The sequence below is a fragment of the Streptomyces cavernae genome, from assembly GCF_004023625.1.
GTDB lineage: Bacteria > Actinomycetota > Actinomycetes > Streptomycetales > Streptomycetaceae > Streptomyces > Streptomyces cavernae.
In genome coordinates this window covers 1-13,124 of record NZ_RPDJ01000062.1, presented here as the reverse complement: position 1 = coordinate 13,124, position 13,124 = coordinate 1, and the positions used below count along the sequence as shown (strand labels likewise).

Sequence of the window (13,124 nt, the reverse complement as noted above, 5' to 3'; positions counted from 1 at the left end):
GGGGACCCCCAGAGCACGCTCCCCCAAGCTCTCGGTTTCTCCCCCACTCTCGGCTGCGCTCGAGCGGGGGGACCCCCATGAGCAGGGGGACCCCCATGACGCCGCTCCTTACCGGGCAAACGTTGCCTGCCGCGGCACTAGGACGACGTCTTGGCCCTGACCCCGGGGATCTTCGCCTTGACCCCCTGCATCCTGGCCTTGACCCGGAGCACCTTGGCCTTGACCCGAAGCGCCACCGCGGCAGAGCCCGCGAGTGCCATCCCCGCCCCGAGCCGCCCTCGGTTCCGCGAGAACCACTCCTCGGGACTGCGCTCCACGGCCTCCGCGTCGAAGCGCCCGTGCGCCCCGAAGTCCCGGCCGTGCGGGCCGTCGGCCGGGGCCCACAGGTTGCCGTGGGCGTAGGAGTCGCCGGAGGAGTCACCGTCGGCGGGGTCCTGCTGCGCCCGGAAGGCCGTACGCGCCAGGTAGCGGTCGAGGAAGCCCGGCGCCACCGCGTTGACAATCAGCGTCGCCGCCGTGGCACCACCGGCCCAGTACTCGCGCCGCCGCGGATGCCCGGCCGCGTGCACGATCGCGCGGGCGGCCAGCTCCGGCTGGTAGACGGGCGGGACGGGCCGCGGGCGGCCGGGCATCCGGCTGAGCACCCAGTCGAACTGGGGAGTGTTGACCGCGGGCAGCTGAACCATCGTCGTACGGACCCGCGATCCCTCGTGCAGCAGTTCACAGCGCAGCGACTCGTTGAAGCCCTGGATGGCGTGTTTGGCTCCGCAGTACGCCGACTGCAGCGGGATCCCGCGGTAGGCCAGCGCGGAGCCGACCTGGACGATCGCCCCGCGGTCGCGCGGCAGCATGTGGCGCAGCGCCGCCCGGGTGCCGAAGACGTACCCGAGATAGGTCACCTCGGTGACCCGGCGGAACTCGTCCGGAGTCACCTCGGTGAACGGCGCGAAGACACCGGCGAAGGCGTTGTTGACCCAGACGTCGATCTCCCCGAACTCGTCCACTATCTGCTGCGAAGCGTCGTCGACGGCTTTCGCGTCGGCCATGTCGACGGTGACCACCAGCGCCTCACCGCCGGCCCGCTGCACGTCGTCCGCCGCCGCCGCGAGCCCCTCACGGCCCCGCCCGAGCAGGGCGACCCGGTCCCCGCGGGCGGCGAAGGCGCGGGCGGTGGCCCGGCCCACGCCACCGCCGGCCCCGGTCACCACGACGGATTTGCCGTGCCTGGCCATGGTTCACCCCCGGCGCCGCGGGGCTTCGGGGTCGGGCCGGGCACCGCCGGCGGTCGAGATGTCCTCGCCGGGTGCCTGGGGCCAGCGCGGGGCGTTCTCGGCGTCCGCCCGCGGGGAGGTCCCTGGCACGCCGCCCTCCGTCACCCCGGAAGCGCCCGGGGCCGTGGACGGCATGGGCGGATAGCCGGGTGCGGCCGGTCCGCCCGACGGCCCCAGCGGGGCCCGGGCCTCGGCCGCGCCACCGCTCACGGGGACCTGGTGGGGACCCGAGGGCCGTGCCGCCGAACGCAGGAGGTACGCCACCACGCCGAGCACCGCGGCGGTGATCAGCGCGGCGGCCCAGTCCGGCAGACCCATCGCGAGTGCCAGGCCCAGGGCGAGCGCCAACGCGCCGCCCGCGTACAGCGCGGCGGCTCCGGAGGCCGCGTACAGCACGGCTTTGCGCCGCTGCCTGCGCGTCTGCTCCCGCAGTTCGTCACGCACGGTCTCGCGCGCGACCTGCGCGAGTTCCTCCACCAGACTCCTGTCCAGATGTTCCAAGTGATCGATGCGGTCCATGCCGCCCGGGTACCCGGACCCTCGGGGGCGTAACAGACGCGGCGTAAGGCCGGACCGGGGAGGGGTACCCGGAGGAGGACTCGTCCGTGACGGAGGACCGACTCAACAGAAAGCCGGCTCAAGGACCGACTCAACGGAGGACCGACCCCTCCGTGCCTCGCCCGACATCGGAGGATGACCGAGGATGACCGAGCGAACCGACGCCGTGGAGCTGCTCGAGGGGCAGCACACGAGGATCCGCGAACTGCTGGACGAGGTGGCGGCCACCGATGGCGACCGACGAAGGCGGAGCTTCCATGAGTTCGTGCGGCTGCTCGTGGTGCACGAGACCGCCGAGGAGGAGGTGGTCCACCCGTTCGCGCGCATGCACGTCGACGGCGGTGAACTCGTCGTCAGGGAACGGGTCGAGGAGGAGGAGCGCGCCAAGGAGGCGCTGTCCCGGCTGGACGGCATGGACACCGACTCGCCCGATTTCCTGGTCCGGTTCGCCGCGCTGCGGCAGGACGTGCTGGCCCACGCGGACGCCGAGGAGCGCCACGAGTTCGCCCACTTCCAGCGGGTCGCCGACCGGGGCAGGCTGGAGGAGCTGGCCAGGGCGGTGCGGGCGGCGGAGTCCCTCGCGCCGACGCGGCCGCACCCGGGCGCGGACACCGCGTTGAAGAACGTGGCGGCGGGTCCGATCGCGGCGGTCGTCGACCGCACCCGGGACGTGGTCCGCAAGGCCATGGGCTGACCGGTCACCCGCCCGTAGTCGGCCCGACCACGCTCGGGAACCAGGCCGTTCAAGACCACGCTCGGGAACCAGGGCATCAAGGCCACGCTCGGCAACAGGGGTGCCGTCCAAGATCCGCCCGGAACCAGGGTTACCGCGCAAACGAAACCCCTAGGCTCGGACGCATGGAGATTCTGGGAACCACGCTACGTGTCTGCGTCCCCGACCTGGACGTCTTCGTCCCCTTCTACGAACGGCTGACGGGCGGCACGGCGCTGCGCTTCGAGCGCGGCGGTGTCCAGGTCGCAGCGGTCGGCTGCTTTCTGCTGATGAGCGGGCCCGAGGAGGAGCTCGAATTGCTGCGCAAGGTCTCGGCCACCATCGCGGTCAAGGACGTCGACGAGGCCCACCAGGTGCTGAGCGAGTCGGGAGCCCAGATCCTCGCGGGCCCGGTCCCGACACCGGTCGGCCGCAACCTGATCGCGCTGCACCCGGACGGGACGGTCTTCGAGTACGCCGACCGCAGCTCCGCCGGGTGAGGGCGCCCGAAATGCGCACCGGCAGCCGACCCGGGGTCGGCTGATCGTCGAAGGGCCCGGATTCCCGGCAGCCACGGCGGCACTCAAGTGCACACTCAGGTGCACATTCAGGCGCCCACTCAAATGTCCACTCAGGTGTCCGTGAACGCGGCCACGACCAGGTCGGCAAGCAGGACCCCGGCCTCGCCGTCCGGGTCGAGGTCGGGATCGTAGATGGTGACGTTGAAACCGACGCAGTGCGGGGAGCGCACCAACGGCCTCAGCAGCGCGAGGAGTTCGTCGGGCTGCAGACCGTCGGGGTCCGGGCTGTCCACGGCGGGCATCACCGACGGATCGAGGACGTCGGCGTCGAGATGGACCCAGAAGCCCTCCAGTTCCGGGGCTTCGAAGCTCTGTGCGGTGGCCCGGGCGATGTCCTCGGCGCCCCACTCGCGGATCTCGCCCACGCTGACGTTGGGGATCTTCAGCGCGGTCAGCTCCGCGCGCTCGTCGTCGTAGTCCCGCAGTCCGAAGAGGCGCACGTCCTCGTCACGCAGATACGGCCCGAGTCCCTCCAGGTTCGTGAGGTCCTCCTGTCCGCGGCCCGTCGCCAGGGCCAGTTCCTCGCCCCCCGCCGCGCCCACCCGGTCGGAGTTCCCGGGGTGCCGGAAGTCCGCCGAGGCGTCCACGGCGACCAGCCCGTACCGGCCGAGGCGGCGCAGCGCCAGCGAGGCGCCGAGCTGGATGGAGCAGTCACCACCCAGAACAACTGGCAGCTCACCGGCGCGTACGTGGTGTTCGATGCGGTCGGCGAGTTTGCGGGTGTAGGAGGCGATGGCGGAGGCGTTGAAGACGCCGTCGCCCTCCTGCCAGTCACCGCGGTCGTAACGGGGCGGCACCACCACCCCGCCTTCGAAGGCGCCGAGCCGCTGCACGATCCGCTGCTCGCGCAGCGCGCCGGCGAGTTTGTAGCAGCCGGGGACGGTGCCGGGAGCGGGCGGGCGCAGGCCCAGATTGGAGGGGGCGTCCACGACGACGATGTTCCTCGGGTTCGGCATGGCCCCATCCTCACCCGACCCGCGGATCGACCGCTCAGCTTTTCGCGGTGATCGCCCAGCGCTGGTGGTCGCGCCAGGCGCCGTCGATGAACAGGAAGTCCGGTGAGAAGCCCTCGAGTCGGAAGCCGCAGCGGCGGGCCAGCGCGATCGAGGCGGTGTTGCCCGGCTGAACGTTGATCTCCAGCCGGTGCAGTCCCAGGGGGCCGAAGGCGTGCTCGACCACGAGGTTCAGTCCCTCGGTCATCAGCCCCCGCCCGGCGGCGTGTGCGAAGGCCCCGTAGCCGAGGGCGCCGCTCAGGAAGGCGCCCTCGACGATGTTGTTGATGTTGATGAACCCGGCGATGGCTCCGGTCGCCCGCTCACAGACCAGGAACCCGGCCTTGGCCGGGTCCTTGATCAGCCGCCCGGCGTATGTGGCGAAGGCGGCCGCGGTCACCGGCGGAAAGAGCCACGGGTGGTGCAGGTCCTTGCTCTCCCGGGCGCGCGCCGTGAACTCGTCCGAGTCCTCGTACCTGAAGTGGCGTATGCCGACGCGGTCCGAGACGGCGAGGTGGTTCTGCGGCATTCCCTTACGGTACGCGACGCCTCACCGCCGCCGTCGGCTCATCGCATACGCCCCGAGGACCGCACCGATCACGCCCGTGATGAGCAGCGCCAGCCACAGCGGCATGGTGACCTCGGGGATGATCAGCCGGATCTTGGTGTTGCGGGTGTTCTCGAAGATGAAAATGAGCAGGAGGACGGTCAGTACGGCCATGCCGATCCGCGCGGGCGTCCACATGCTGGCCCGGGCGCTGCTCTGGCCGCCCGTCCGCCGGGTCTGCTTGGTCGTGCTCGTCCTGGACTGATTGCTCCGGGTCTGCGGGCTCATGGGGACGCCCCTTCCGAACCATCGGGGATTCTCCCTACAGGATGACCCTACGCCCCAGGTCACGCACCCGGCGGGCTCAGGGGTCCTTGCACTATGCCCGCCCGGGTCGCGTGGTCTGGCACCGCTCCCCCAAGCTCTCGGCTGCGCTCGAGCTGGGGGCACCCCCATCGCCGCGTTGCCGGAGCGCCCTCGTGGCTCCTCCCCCACTCTCGACTCCGCTCGAGCGGGGGCACCCCCATCGAGGGCGCTCCGGCGCCTTGCGATGCTCCCCCACAGCCCGAAAGGCGTGGGAGGTGCCCCCAGCAACAGACCACGCGACCTGATCGGACGCTCATAGTGCAAGGACCCCTCAGAGCAGCGCCGGTTCGTCCAGGGTGAGCATCCCGGCGTCCGCGTCCAGCTCGGCCCGCACCCCGAAGGGGACGGTGAGCGCGCCGTCGCGGTGGCCGAAGCCGAATTCCTCGGCGACCGGAACGCCGAGCCCGCCGAGCCGGTCGGTGAAGAGGGCGCGCAGCCTGTCGTAGGGGCCGCAGTCCTTCCAGGAGCCGAGCGCGATCCCCGCGACGCCGTCCAGCCGGCCCGCGCGCAGCAGTTGGGTGAGGATGCGGTCGAGGCGGTACGGCGCCTCGCCGACGTCCTCGATCATGAGCAGTCCGCCGCGGGTGGCGGGGCGGGCGTGCGGAGTGCCGAGTTCCGCGGCGAGGAGGCTGAGGCAGCCGCCGAGGGTGACGCCGCGGGCCCGGCCCGGGACGAGCGTGGTGCCGGCGGAGGCGATGGTGGTGACGGACTCCGGCCGGAACAAGCTGGCGCGCAGATGCTCCTGGGTACGGGCGTTCTTCAGGAAGTCGACGCCCGTGACCCCCGGACCGTGCAGGGTGACCAGGCCCATCCGGGTCGCGAAGGCCTCGTGGAGCGCGGTGATGTCGCTGAAGCCGAGGAACACCTTGGGCCCGGCGGCCGCGAGGGCTTCCCAGTCGAGGAGGTCGGCCATGCGCTGGGCCCCGTATCCGCCGCGGGCGCACAGCACGGCGGCCACGGACGGGTCGCACCAGGCGTGCTGGAAGTCCGCGGCCCGGTCGGCGTCCGTCCCGGCGAGGTAGGGGAGCTCGGGGTGCCGGTCCAGCACGTGGGGTGCGACGACAGGGTCGAGGTCCCAGCCGCGCAGGATGTCGAGACCGGCGCTGAGCCGTTCTTCGGGTACGGGTCCGCTGGGGGCGACCACGGCGACGCGGGCGCCCGGGGCGAGGCGGGCGGGCCGGGTCAGGGGCTTCATCGGGCGGTCCCTGTCTGGGGTTTCATCGGGCGGTCCCGGTCAGGGACTTCATCGGGCGGTTCCCGGTCAGGGGCTTCATTTGGCCAGCTCCAGCGTGGGAATCCCGGGCGGTTCGAGCCGGAAGACCTGAGCGTACAGCGAGAGCTCCGCCTCCAGCACGCGCACCATGGTCTCCGCCCGGCGGAAGCCGTGCCCCTCCCCCTCGAAGGCGATGTACGCGTGCGGCACGCGCCGTCCCGCCATCCGTGCCAGGAACCGCTCGCACTGCTCGGGCGGGCAGATCACGTCGTCCAGTCCCTGGAGCAGCAGGAACGGCGCACTGATCTTGTCGGCGTGTTCGACGGGCGACCGCTCGGCGTACCGGCAGGGCACCTCGTCGGCGGGCCCGACCAGCGACTCCAGGTACTGCGACTCGAAGTCGTGGGTGCCACCGGTACGGCCCCAGCCGGCCAGGTCGAGGATGGGGTAGAGGATGGTGCCGCAGGCGAACACGTCGGTGGCGGCCAGACAGGCCGCGGCGGTCCAGCCGCCCGCGCTGCCGCCCCGGATCGCCAGCCGTCCGGGGTCGGCGGTGCCCTCGTCGGCGAGCGCCAGCGCGACCGCCGCGCAGTCCTCGACGTCGACCACGCCCCACTGCTCGCGCAGCCGGTCCCGGTATTCCCGTCCATAGCCGGTGGACCCGCCGTAGTTGACCTCGGCGACACCGATCCCGCGTGAGGTGAAGTAGGCGATGGCGAGATCGAGGACGAGCGGCGCCCGGTCGGTGGGTCCGCCGTGCGCCCAGACGACGTACGGCGGCAGTTCGTTGCCGGGTGCCGCGTGGCCAGGGTTGTGCGGCGGATAGACGTGTGCGTGGATCTCCCGTCCGTCGGGGCCGTGGAAGGTGCGGATCTGTGGTTCCGGGTAGTACGCGGGGTCCACCGGGTCGTCGTGGGTGGCGCCGATCACCCGGGCGCGGCCGACGGGGGCGCCCCCGCGCGAGTCGGGTCGGGCGTGGGGGACGGTGTCCAGTTCGACGACCTCGTACGCGCTGCGCGGGCTGGCCGCGACGCCGACGACCCGGGTGCCGTGCACGGCGAGCGTGGGCGCGAACTCGGTCCAGGGGCCCGCGGTGTCCACGACTTCGCCGGTCTCCGGGTCGAGGACGCCGAGCGCGGTGGCGCCCCGGCCGTGCACGACGGCGATCAGCCCGTTCTCCAGCGGGGCGAACCAGCGCCGGCCGAGCGTCCACAGCGGCCCGCCGAACTCCTCCTCCCGCGGGCACAACGGCACCGCGCCTCGGTGGGGGTCGGCCCGGTAGAGGTTCCACCAGCCGCCGCGGTCGCTGGAGTACAGCAGCGTGCCGTCAGGGGCCCATTCGGCCTGGGCGACGGATTCGTCGGGGCCGCCGCCGAAGGTCCAGGATTCGCCGAAGGTGCCGTCCTCGGCGACCTCGGCCATCATCAGCTCGGTGCCGTCCCAGGGCATCCGCGGATGGTCCCAGGCCAGCCAGACCGCGCGCCGCCCGTCGGGCCGGAGGCGGGGCCCGGTGACGAAACGGTGCCGGGCGCCGGTGAGTTCGCGGACGGCGGCCCGGTCCTGGGCGGCCGAGCCGTCCAGCGGCACCGCGGCGAGCACCCGGCGCACGTCTGTGGGCCCGTCGCCGGTGAACTCCTCCAGCACACACCACACCTCGCCCCGCTCCGGGCACAGGGTGAGGTCCGCCCAGCGCAGTCCGCCGCCGACCGGGGACAACGGGGTGAGGGGCCGGGGCTCGGACCCGGGTTCGAAGGCGTACAGGCGCTGGTCGGCGTGGTGGACGAACACCAGCAGCGGGCCGTTCTCCCGCATCTCGCCCGCCCAGGGCTGCCCGCCGTACTCCATGACACGGCTGCGCACGTTCCACGGGGCGGGCAGCACCGACTCCTCGCGGCCGTCGGCGTGCCGCCGTACGAGGGTGCGCCGGCCGCCCTCCGCGGGCCGGGGCTCGGTCCACCATGCCTCGTCGCCGACGAAGCCGACGTACTCGGGGCGTCCGTCGTGCGCGGCGGCCACACGCGCGTCGATCGGTGAGGGCCAGGAGCCGTAGGCCAGCTTCCGCATCGTCTCCCCCTAGGCGTTGCGCAGAAAGCGGTCGAGGACGCGGACGCCGAAGTGCAGTGCCTCGACGGGCACCCGTTCGTCCACGCCGTGGAAGAGGGCCTGGTAGTCGAAGCCCTCGGGAAGCTTCAGTGGGGCGAATCCGTAGCCGGTGATGCCGAGGACGGAGAACTGCTTGGCGTCCGTGCCGCCCGACATGCAGTACGGCACCACGTGCCCCTCCGGGGCGAACGCCTCCACGGCGGCCCGCATCCGCGCGTACGTCGGCGAGTCGACCGGCGCCTGGAGCGCCGGCGTCCGGTGCTGGAACTCCCACTGCACATCGGGTCCGGTGAGCCGGTCCAGAGTGGTGAGGAACTCCTCCTCGCCGCCGGGCAGACAACGCCCGTCGACGTGGGCGACGGCCTCCCCCGGGATCACATTGATCTTGTAACCGGCGTCGAGCATGGTCGGGTTGGCGCTGTTGCGGACGGTGGCTTCGACGAGCGAGGCGGCGGGCCCGAGCTTCGCCAGCAGCCCGTCGATGTCGACGGGACCGGCGTCGACGGCCGCGGGAGGGGTGTCGCCGGGCGCCAGATGCACGCCGTACGTCCTGGCGTCGACGCCGTACACGGCCGCGAGTTCGGTGAGTGCCGCGCGCACGGTCGGGGTGAGCCGGAGCGGCCACTCGTACTCGCCGATGCGGGCGACGGCGGCGGCGAGCCGGGTGACCGCGTTGTCCCCGTTGACCTTGGAGCCGTGGCCGGCCCGGCCGCGTGCGCTGAGCTTCAGCCAGGCGGTGCCCCGCTCCCCCGCGGCGACCGGGTACAGCTGCCGTCCGCTGCCGTCGTGGAAGGTGAACGCGCCGGACTCGCCGATGGCTTCGGTGCAGCCCTCGAAGAGGTCCGGGTGGCGCTCGGCGAGGAATCCGGCGCCGTCCTCCGCGCTGGCCTCCTCGTCGGCGGTGAAGGCGATGACGATGTCCCGGCGTGGGCGGAAGCCCTGGCGGGCCCAGTTGCGGACGACCGCGAGGATCATCGCGTCCATGTTCTTCATGTCGACCGCGCCCCGGCCCCAGAGGACGCCGTCGCGGACCTCCCCGGAGAACGGGTGGACCCGCCAGTCCTCGGCCCGTGCGGGGACGACGTCGAGGTGGCCGTGGAGCAGCAGCGCGTCGGCCGAGGGGTCGGTGCCCCGGATCCGGGCGACGACGTTGGTACGCCCCGGTGTCCGCTCCAGGAGGGCCGGCTCCAGTCCGGCCCCGGCGAGGTGTTCGGCGGCGTACTCGGCGGCGGGCCGCTCGCGGCAGTCCCCGCCGCCGTGGTTGGTGGTGTCGATGCGGATGAGGTCGGACGTGAACCGGACGACCTCGTCCAGCGCCCGCTGGTCGACGTCCTCAGCCATACTGCTCCTCGTCCTCAGCCATACTGCTCCTCGGTCGCGGCCGAGACGATCGTGGTGACCGCCTTGAAGGTGCGGATCCCCTCGTACATCGTCTCGCTGGTGTACGAGATCTTCCGCTCTGCGACCCGTTCCACACCTGGAACCACGGTGGCGGCCATCGCGAGGTGTTCGGCGTCGCACTCCACCGCGATCGTGAAGGGGCCACCGGCCACCGGCTCATGACGTACCGCCAGCGCGGCGGCCTGCTTGGCGGCGGCGCGGATCTCGGTGGCGGTTCTGGCCGGGGTGCGGCACACGGCGGCATACCGCGAGACATGGTCCTTGACGGCGACCTTCAGCGCCTCGGGCGCGTAGCCGAGCGCGTCCTCGCAGGCCACGTCGTCGCCGGTGACGAGGACGACCGGGACGCCGTACTCGGCGACGACATGGGCGTTCAGCAGGCCCTCGCTGGCCCGCACCCCGTTGAGCCACACCGCGGTGATGGAATTGGCGAGATACGTATGGGCGAGCACCCCTTCCATGCCCGCGCCCGCGTGGTAGCCGACGAACGCGATCCCGTCGATGTCGCCGTGCTGCACACCCTCGACCATGGACAGCGCCTTGTGCCGGCCGGTGAGCATCTGCGTCCGCTCGTCCAGTCGCTCCAGCAGCAGGTTGCGCATGCTCCAGTGGGCCTCGTTGACGACCACGTCGTCGGCGCCGCCGTCGAAGAACCCGAGCACGGCGGCGTTCACGTCGGAGGTGAACAGCGAACGGCACCGCTCCCACTGCGGGGCGCCCGGCAGTACGTCCCCCGGCCAGGTCACTCCGGTGGCGCCCTCCATGTCGGCACTGATGAGGATCTTCATCGGCGTCCATCCCATCGCTGGTCAGAGGCTTGTCGTCGTTCCGTTGACAGCAGTTTCCGACAGCATGCGGGGGCGGCGACGGGGATCTTCATGCCGCGTCACATTACGCACCGCCGGGACTGCCCGCCACGAGGTCCACGGGCCCCTTCTCGGGCCGGCGCCGCCCGCGTCGGCCGCTCACCGCTGCGCGGTCGGTGCGGGAAGGGGACAATCAGGGCATGAGGCGTCGACTCGCCGACGTGAGCACCCCCGCCCGGCTGGCCTCGTCCGGCGAGGGCCTGGGGCGGGACGAGCTGGCACTGGCCGCCCGCAACCACGGCCTGCCGCTGGAGGCGATGCGTTACGACGTCACCCCACCGGGCCTCCACTACGTCCTGACGCACTACGACATCCCCCATGTGCCGGACGCGGCCGCCTGGAGGCTGACGGTGAGGGGCCGGGTACGGCGCGCGCTCAGCCTCTCGGTGGAGCAGCTGCGCATCCGCCCTTCGGTCACCACGCGTCTGACGATGGAGTGCGCGGGCAACGGCAGGGCCTTGCTGTCGCCGAGGCCGGTGAGCCAGCCGTGGCTGGTGGAGGCCGTCGGCACGGCGGACTGGACGGGTGTTCCGCTGCGTCTGCTCCTCGACGAGGCCGGGGTGGAGCCCGACGCGGTCGACGTCGTGTTCACCGGTGCGGACCACGGCGTGGAGCGCGGTGTCGAGCAGGACTATCAGCGCGGTCTTTCCCTCGACATCGCCACGGGCGACCGGCCCGAGGTTCTGGTGGCCTACGGCATGAACGGCGCGCCTCTGCCGCCCCAGCACGGCAGCCCGCTGCGCCTCGTGGTGCCCGGTTGGTACGGGATGGCCCAGGTGAAGTGGCTGCGGGACATCACGGTCGTCGACACACCTTTCACGGGCTTCCAGCAGTCCGTGGCCTACCGGATCAAGCAGGAGACCGAGGAGGCGGGCGAGCCGGTCACCCGTATCGCCCCCAGGGCACTGGTGATCCCGCCGGGCTTTCCCGACTTCATGTCCCGGACGCGGGTGGTCGCGCCGGGCCCGGTCCTGCTGGAGGGACGGGCCTGGTCGGGGCGCGCCGCGGTGGCATCGGTGCAGGTGAGCACGGACGGTGGCCGTTCATGGCACAGGGCCGAGCTCGAACCGGATCAGGGACACCGATGGGCCTGGCGCCGGTGGTCCTACCGGTGGTCCGCCGTCCCCGGCGACCATGAGCTGATTGCCCGAGCCCGCGACGAGGCGGGGAACACCCAGCCACTGGAACAGCCATGGAACCGAGGGGGGTTCGCCAACAACCGCGTCCAGCGGGTGCCTGTCTTCTGCCCGGACCCCGGCCCCACCGATCCCACGTGACGGCGCGGGCCCGAGCGCGGCGCGGGCCCGCGTTCACGGTGAGCGTCGGCTCCCGCCCGTCGGCACCTGCCGGGGGCGCGGACTCGTGCCGTGGACGAGCAGAGCCCGCGGCTCGGCCGGACCGGACCGAACCGGAGCGGACCACACCAGACCAGCCACAGCGAACCAGACCGGACCGGACCAGACCGGACCGGCCGTGGCCGCACGGCGTCAGGCGCGGGCGAGTTCTGCGGCGCCGAACGAGACGTCGAAGCGGTCGCACCAGATGCTCACGCTGCTGTAGCTCGACGGATTGACATCTCTGGGCAGGGCGTAGTTCTGGCTGCCCTTGTTGCCCTTGAGCTTGCCGAGGCTGACGTACTTCCCGTCGTCGAAGACGTGCCACCCGGCCTGCCCCTGCTTCACCGGCGCGTCGGTCAGCCAGACACGCAGGTCGGGTCCGTTGCTGGTGTCGAGGTTCTCCAGCCGGACGACGTGAGAGCCGTCGGACAGGCGTACGAGCTTCACCGTGCCCGAGGTCGCGTGCTCGTGGCTGATCAGCTCACCGCTCGCGAGCGTCTGCGGACCGCCGGCAGCCGAGGAGGGTGACTCGGAGGGCTCTTCCGAGGGCGCCACCGCAGGAGGAGCGGTGGTCTCCACGGAGCCGGGCAGGGCCTCTTCGACGGTCTTGTCCTGCCACAGCTTCCACGGCTGGAACCAGTACAGCCCGAAGCCGACTCCGCCGGCCACCACCACCAGCATCGCGATCACCAACGGACTGGTCAGCATCTTTCGCACGTCCCGCATCCCCGCTCGCCTCCCGAAAGGTTTTCTGTGCTTTTCCCATCCAACGGAAGCGGGCGGCCGTCCCGTACCCCTCAGGTGATGACGGAATCCTTACGCCGCGTCGTCGCGCGCGGTGGGCAGCACCACCTCGAAGCGGCAGCCGCCGGGGATGTTGCGGACCGTGGCACGGCCCTGGTGTGCCTCCACGATGCCGCGGACGATGGCCAGGCCCAGTCCGGCCCCGGCGGGCGGAGTACGGGCGTGGGTGCCGCGCCAGCCGGTGTCGAAGACGCGCGGCAGGTCCTCCTCGGGGATGCCGCCGCAGCCGTCCGTCACGGACAGCACCACGCCGTCGGGCAGGCGTTCCGCGGCCACCATGACGGTGCCGTCCGTGGGCGTTCGCCGGATCGCGTTGACCAGGAGGTTGCCCAGCACGCGGCTCATCTCCCTGCCGTCCACCTCCACCGGAACC

14 protein-coding genes are annotated in these 13,124 nt (G+C 72.2%); 3 read left to right on the top strand and 11 right to left on the bottom strand.

Features of this window, described 5'->3' with window-relative positions:
• Positions 1-137: 137 nt before the first annotated feature.
• Together EF387_RS43060 and EF387_RS43055 are read right to left on the bottom strand one after the other, a co-directional pair.
• A complete protein-coding gene (locus EF387_RS43060) occupies positions 138-1,232 on the bottom strand; it encodes an SDR family oxidoreductase (protein WP_128382051.1) in 1,095 nt (364 codons plus the stop codon).
• A 3-nt stretch (positions 1,233-1,235) separates the two neighbouring features.
• Positions 1,236-1,790 carry a phage holin family protein gene (locus EF387_RS43055; RefSeq protein ID WP_128382050.1) on the bottom strand — a complete coding sequence of 185 codons (555 nt, stop codon included), beginning with the start codon at positions 1,788-1,790 and terminating at the stop codon, positions 1,236-1,238.
• A gap of 184 nt (positions 1,791-1,974) precedes the next feature.
• On the opposite strand from EF387_RS43055, the gene EF387_RS43050 reads away from it, so the two are divergent.
• Positions 1,975-2,523 (top strand): hemerythrin domain-containing protein, encoded by a 549-nt coding sequence (locus EF387_RS43050; RefSeq protein ID WP_128382049.1) that lies wholly within the window; start codon positions 1,975-1,977, stop codon positions 2,521-2,523.
• Between the two features lie 164 nt (positions 2,524-2,687).
• Positions 2,688-3,041, top strand: coding sequence for a VOC family protein (locus EF387_RS43045; protein WP_128382048.1), 354 nt, complete (start codon positions 2,688-2,690; stop codon positions 3,039-3,041).
• A gap of 131 nt (positions 3,042-3,172) precedes the next feature.
• Here the strand turns inward: EF387_RS43045 and EF387_RS43040 are convergent, their stop codons facing one another.
• The 7 genes from EF387_RS43040 to EF387_RS43010 all read right to left on the bottom strand — a co-directional run bounded on the left by EF387_RS43040 (position 3,173) and on the right by EF387_RS43010 (position 10,532).
• Positions 3,173-4,078, bottom strand: coding sequence for an arginase family protein (locus tag EF387_RS43040; protein WP_128382047.1), 906 nt, complete (start codon positions 4,076-4,078; stop codon positions 3,173-3,175).
• Between the two features lie 34 nt (positions 4,079-4,112).
• Positions 4,113-4,643 (bottom strand): GNAT family N-acetyltransferase, encoded by a 531-nt coding sequence (locus tag EF387_RS43035; RefSeq protein ID WP_128382046.1) that lies wholly within the window; start codon positions 4,641-4,643, stop codon positions 4,113-4,115.
• A gap of 21 nt (positions 4,644-4,664) precedes the next feature.
• Complete coding sequence (locus EF387_RS43030; RefSeq protein ID WP_238432037.1) at positions 4,665-4,949, bottom strand: LapA family protein; 285 nt, start codon at positions 4,947-4,949, stop codon at positions 4,665-4,667.
• 349 nt (positions 4,950-5,298) lie between these two features.
• Positions 5,299-6,222 (bottom strand): S66 peptidase family protein, encoded by a 924-nt coding sequence (locus EF387_RS43025; RefSeq protein ID WP_128382045.1) that lies wholly within the window; start codon positions 6,220-6,222, stop codon positions 5,299-5,301.
• A 75-nt stretch (positions 6,223-6,297) separates the two neighbouring features.
• The gene (locus EF387_RS43020) at positions 6,298-8,304 is read right to left on the bottom strand and encodes a S9 family peptidase (RefSeq protein ID WP_128382044.1); all 2,007 of its coding nucleotides are present in this window, start codon (positions 8,302-8,304) and stop codon (positions 6,298-6,300) included.
• Positions 8,305-8,313: 9 nt separating this feature from the next.
• On the bottom strand, positions 8,314-9,684 hold the full coding sequence (locus tag EF387_RS43015) for a M20/M25/M40 family metallo-hydrolase (RefSeq protein ID WP_128382043.1): 1,371 nt from the start codon (positions 9,682-9,684) through the stop codon (positions 8,314-8,316).
• Positions 9,685-9,698: 14 nt separating this feature from the next.
• Positions 9,699-10,532: a M55 family metallopeptidase gene (locus EF387_RS43010; protein ID WP_128382042.1), complete on the bottom strand. Its 834-nt coding sequence runs from the start codon at positions 10,530-10,532 to the stop codon at positions 9,699-9,701.
• Between the two features lie 218 nt (positions 10,533-10,750).
• Between EF387_RS43010 and EF387_RS43005 the strand changes: the two genes are divergently transcribed.
• A complete protein-coding gene (locus EF387_RS43005; RefSeq protein ID WP_128382041.1) occupies positions 10,751-11,887 on the top strand; it encodes a sulfite oxidase in 1,137 nt (378 codons plus the stop codon).
• 210 nt (positions 11,888-12,097) lie between these two features.
• Here the strand turns inward: EF387_RS43005 and EF387_RS43000 are convergent, their stop codons facing one another.
• Complete coding sequence (locus EF387_RS43000; protein WP_128382040.1) at positions 12,098-12,673, bottom strand: DM13 domain-containing protein; 576 nt, start codon at positions 12,671-12,673, stop codon at positions 12,098-12,100.
• 90 nt (positions 12,674-12,763) lie between these two features.
• A partial coding sequence (locus EF387_RS42995; RefSeq protein ID WP_162467332.1) for a sensor histidine kinase occupies positions 12,764-13,124 on the bottom strand: 361 nt, incomplete at its 5' end.

Excerpts from the sequence above, each read along its gene's own strand:
- EF387_RS43060 (WP_128382051.1), bottom strand. The coding sequence starts at position 1,232 with ATGGCCAGGCACGGCAAATCCGTCGTGGTGACCGGGGCCGGCGGTGGC.
- EF387_RS43055 (WP_128382050.1), bottom strand. The coding sequence starts at position 1,790 with ATGGACCGCATCGATCACTTGGAACATCTGGACAGGAGTCTGGTGGAG.
- EF387_RS43050 (WP_128382049.1), top strand. The coding sequence starts at position 1,975 with ATGACCGAGCGAACCGACGCCGTGGAGCTGCTCGAGGGGCAGCACACG.
- EF387_RS43045 (WP_128382048.1), top strand. The coding sequence starts at position 2,688 with ATGGAGATTCTGGGAACCACGCTACGTGTCTGCGTCCCCGACCTGGAC.
- EF387_RS43040 (WP_128382047.1), bottom strand. The coding sequence starts at position 4,078 with ATGCCGAACCCGAGGAACATCGTCGTCGTGGACGCCCCCTCCAATCTG.
- EF387_RS43035 (WP_128382046.1), bottom strand. The coding sequence starts at position 4,643 with ATGCCGCAGAACCACCTCGCCGTCTCGGACCGCGTCGGCATACGCCAC.
- EF387_RS43030 (WP_238432037.1), bottom strand. The coding sequence starts at position 4,949 with ATGAGCCCGCAGACCCGGAGCAATCAGTCCAGGACGAGCACGACCAAG.
- EF387_RS43025 (WP_128382045.1), bottom strand. The coding sequence starts at position 6,222 with ATGAAGCCCCTGACCCGGCCCGCCCGCCTCGCCCCGGGCGCCCGCGTC.
- EF387_RS43020 (WP_128382044.1), bottom strand. The coding sequence starts at position 8,304 with ATGCGGAAGCTGGCCTACGGCTCCTGGCCCTCACCGATCGACGCGCGT.
- EF387_RS43015 (WP_128382043.1), bottom strand. The coding sequence starts at position 9,684 with ATGGCTGAGGACGTCGACCAGCGGGCGCTGGACGAGGTCGTCCGGTTC.
- EF387_RS43010 (WP_128382042.1), bottom strand. The coding sequence starts at position 10,532 with ATGAAGATCCTCATCAGTGCCGACATGGAGGGCGCCACCGGAGTGACC.
- EF387_RS43005 (WP_128382041.1), top strand. The coding sequence starts at position 10,751 with ATGAGGCGTCGACTCGCCGACGTGAGCACCCCCGCCCGGCTGGCCTCG.
- EF387_RS43000 (WP_128382040.1), bottom strand. The coding sequence starts at position 12,673 with ATGCGGGACGTGCGAAAGATGCTGACCAGTCCGTTGGTGATCGCGATG.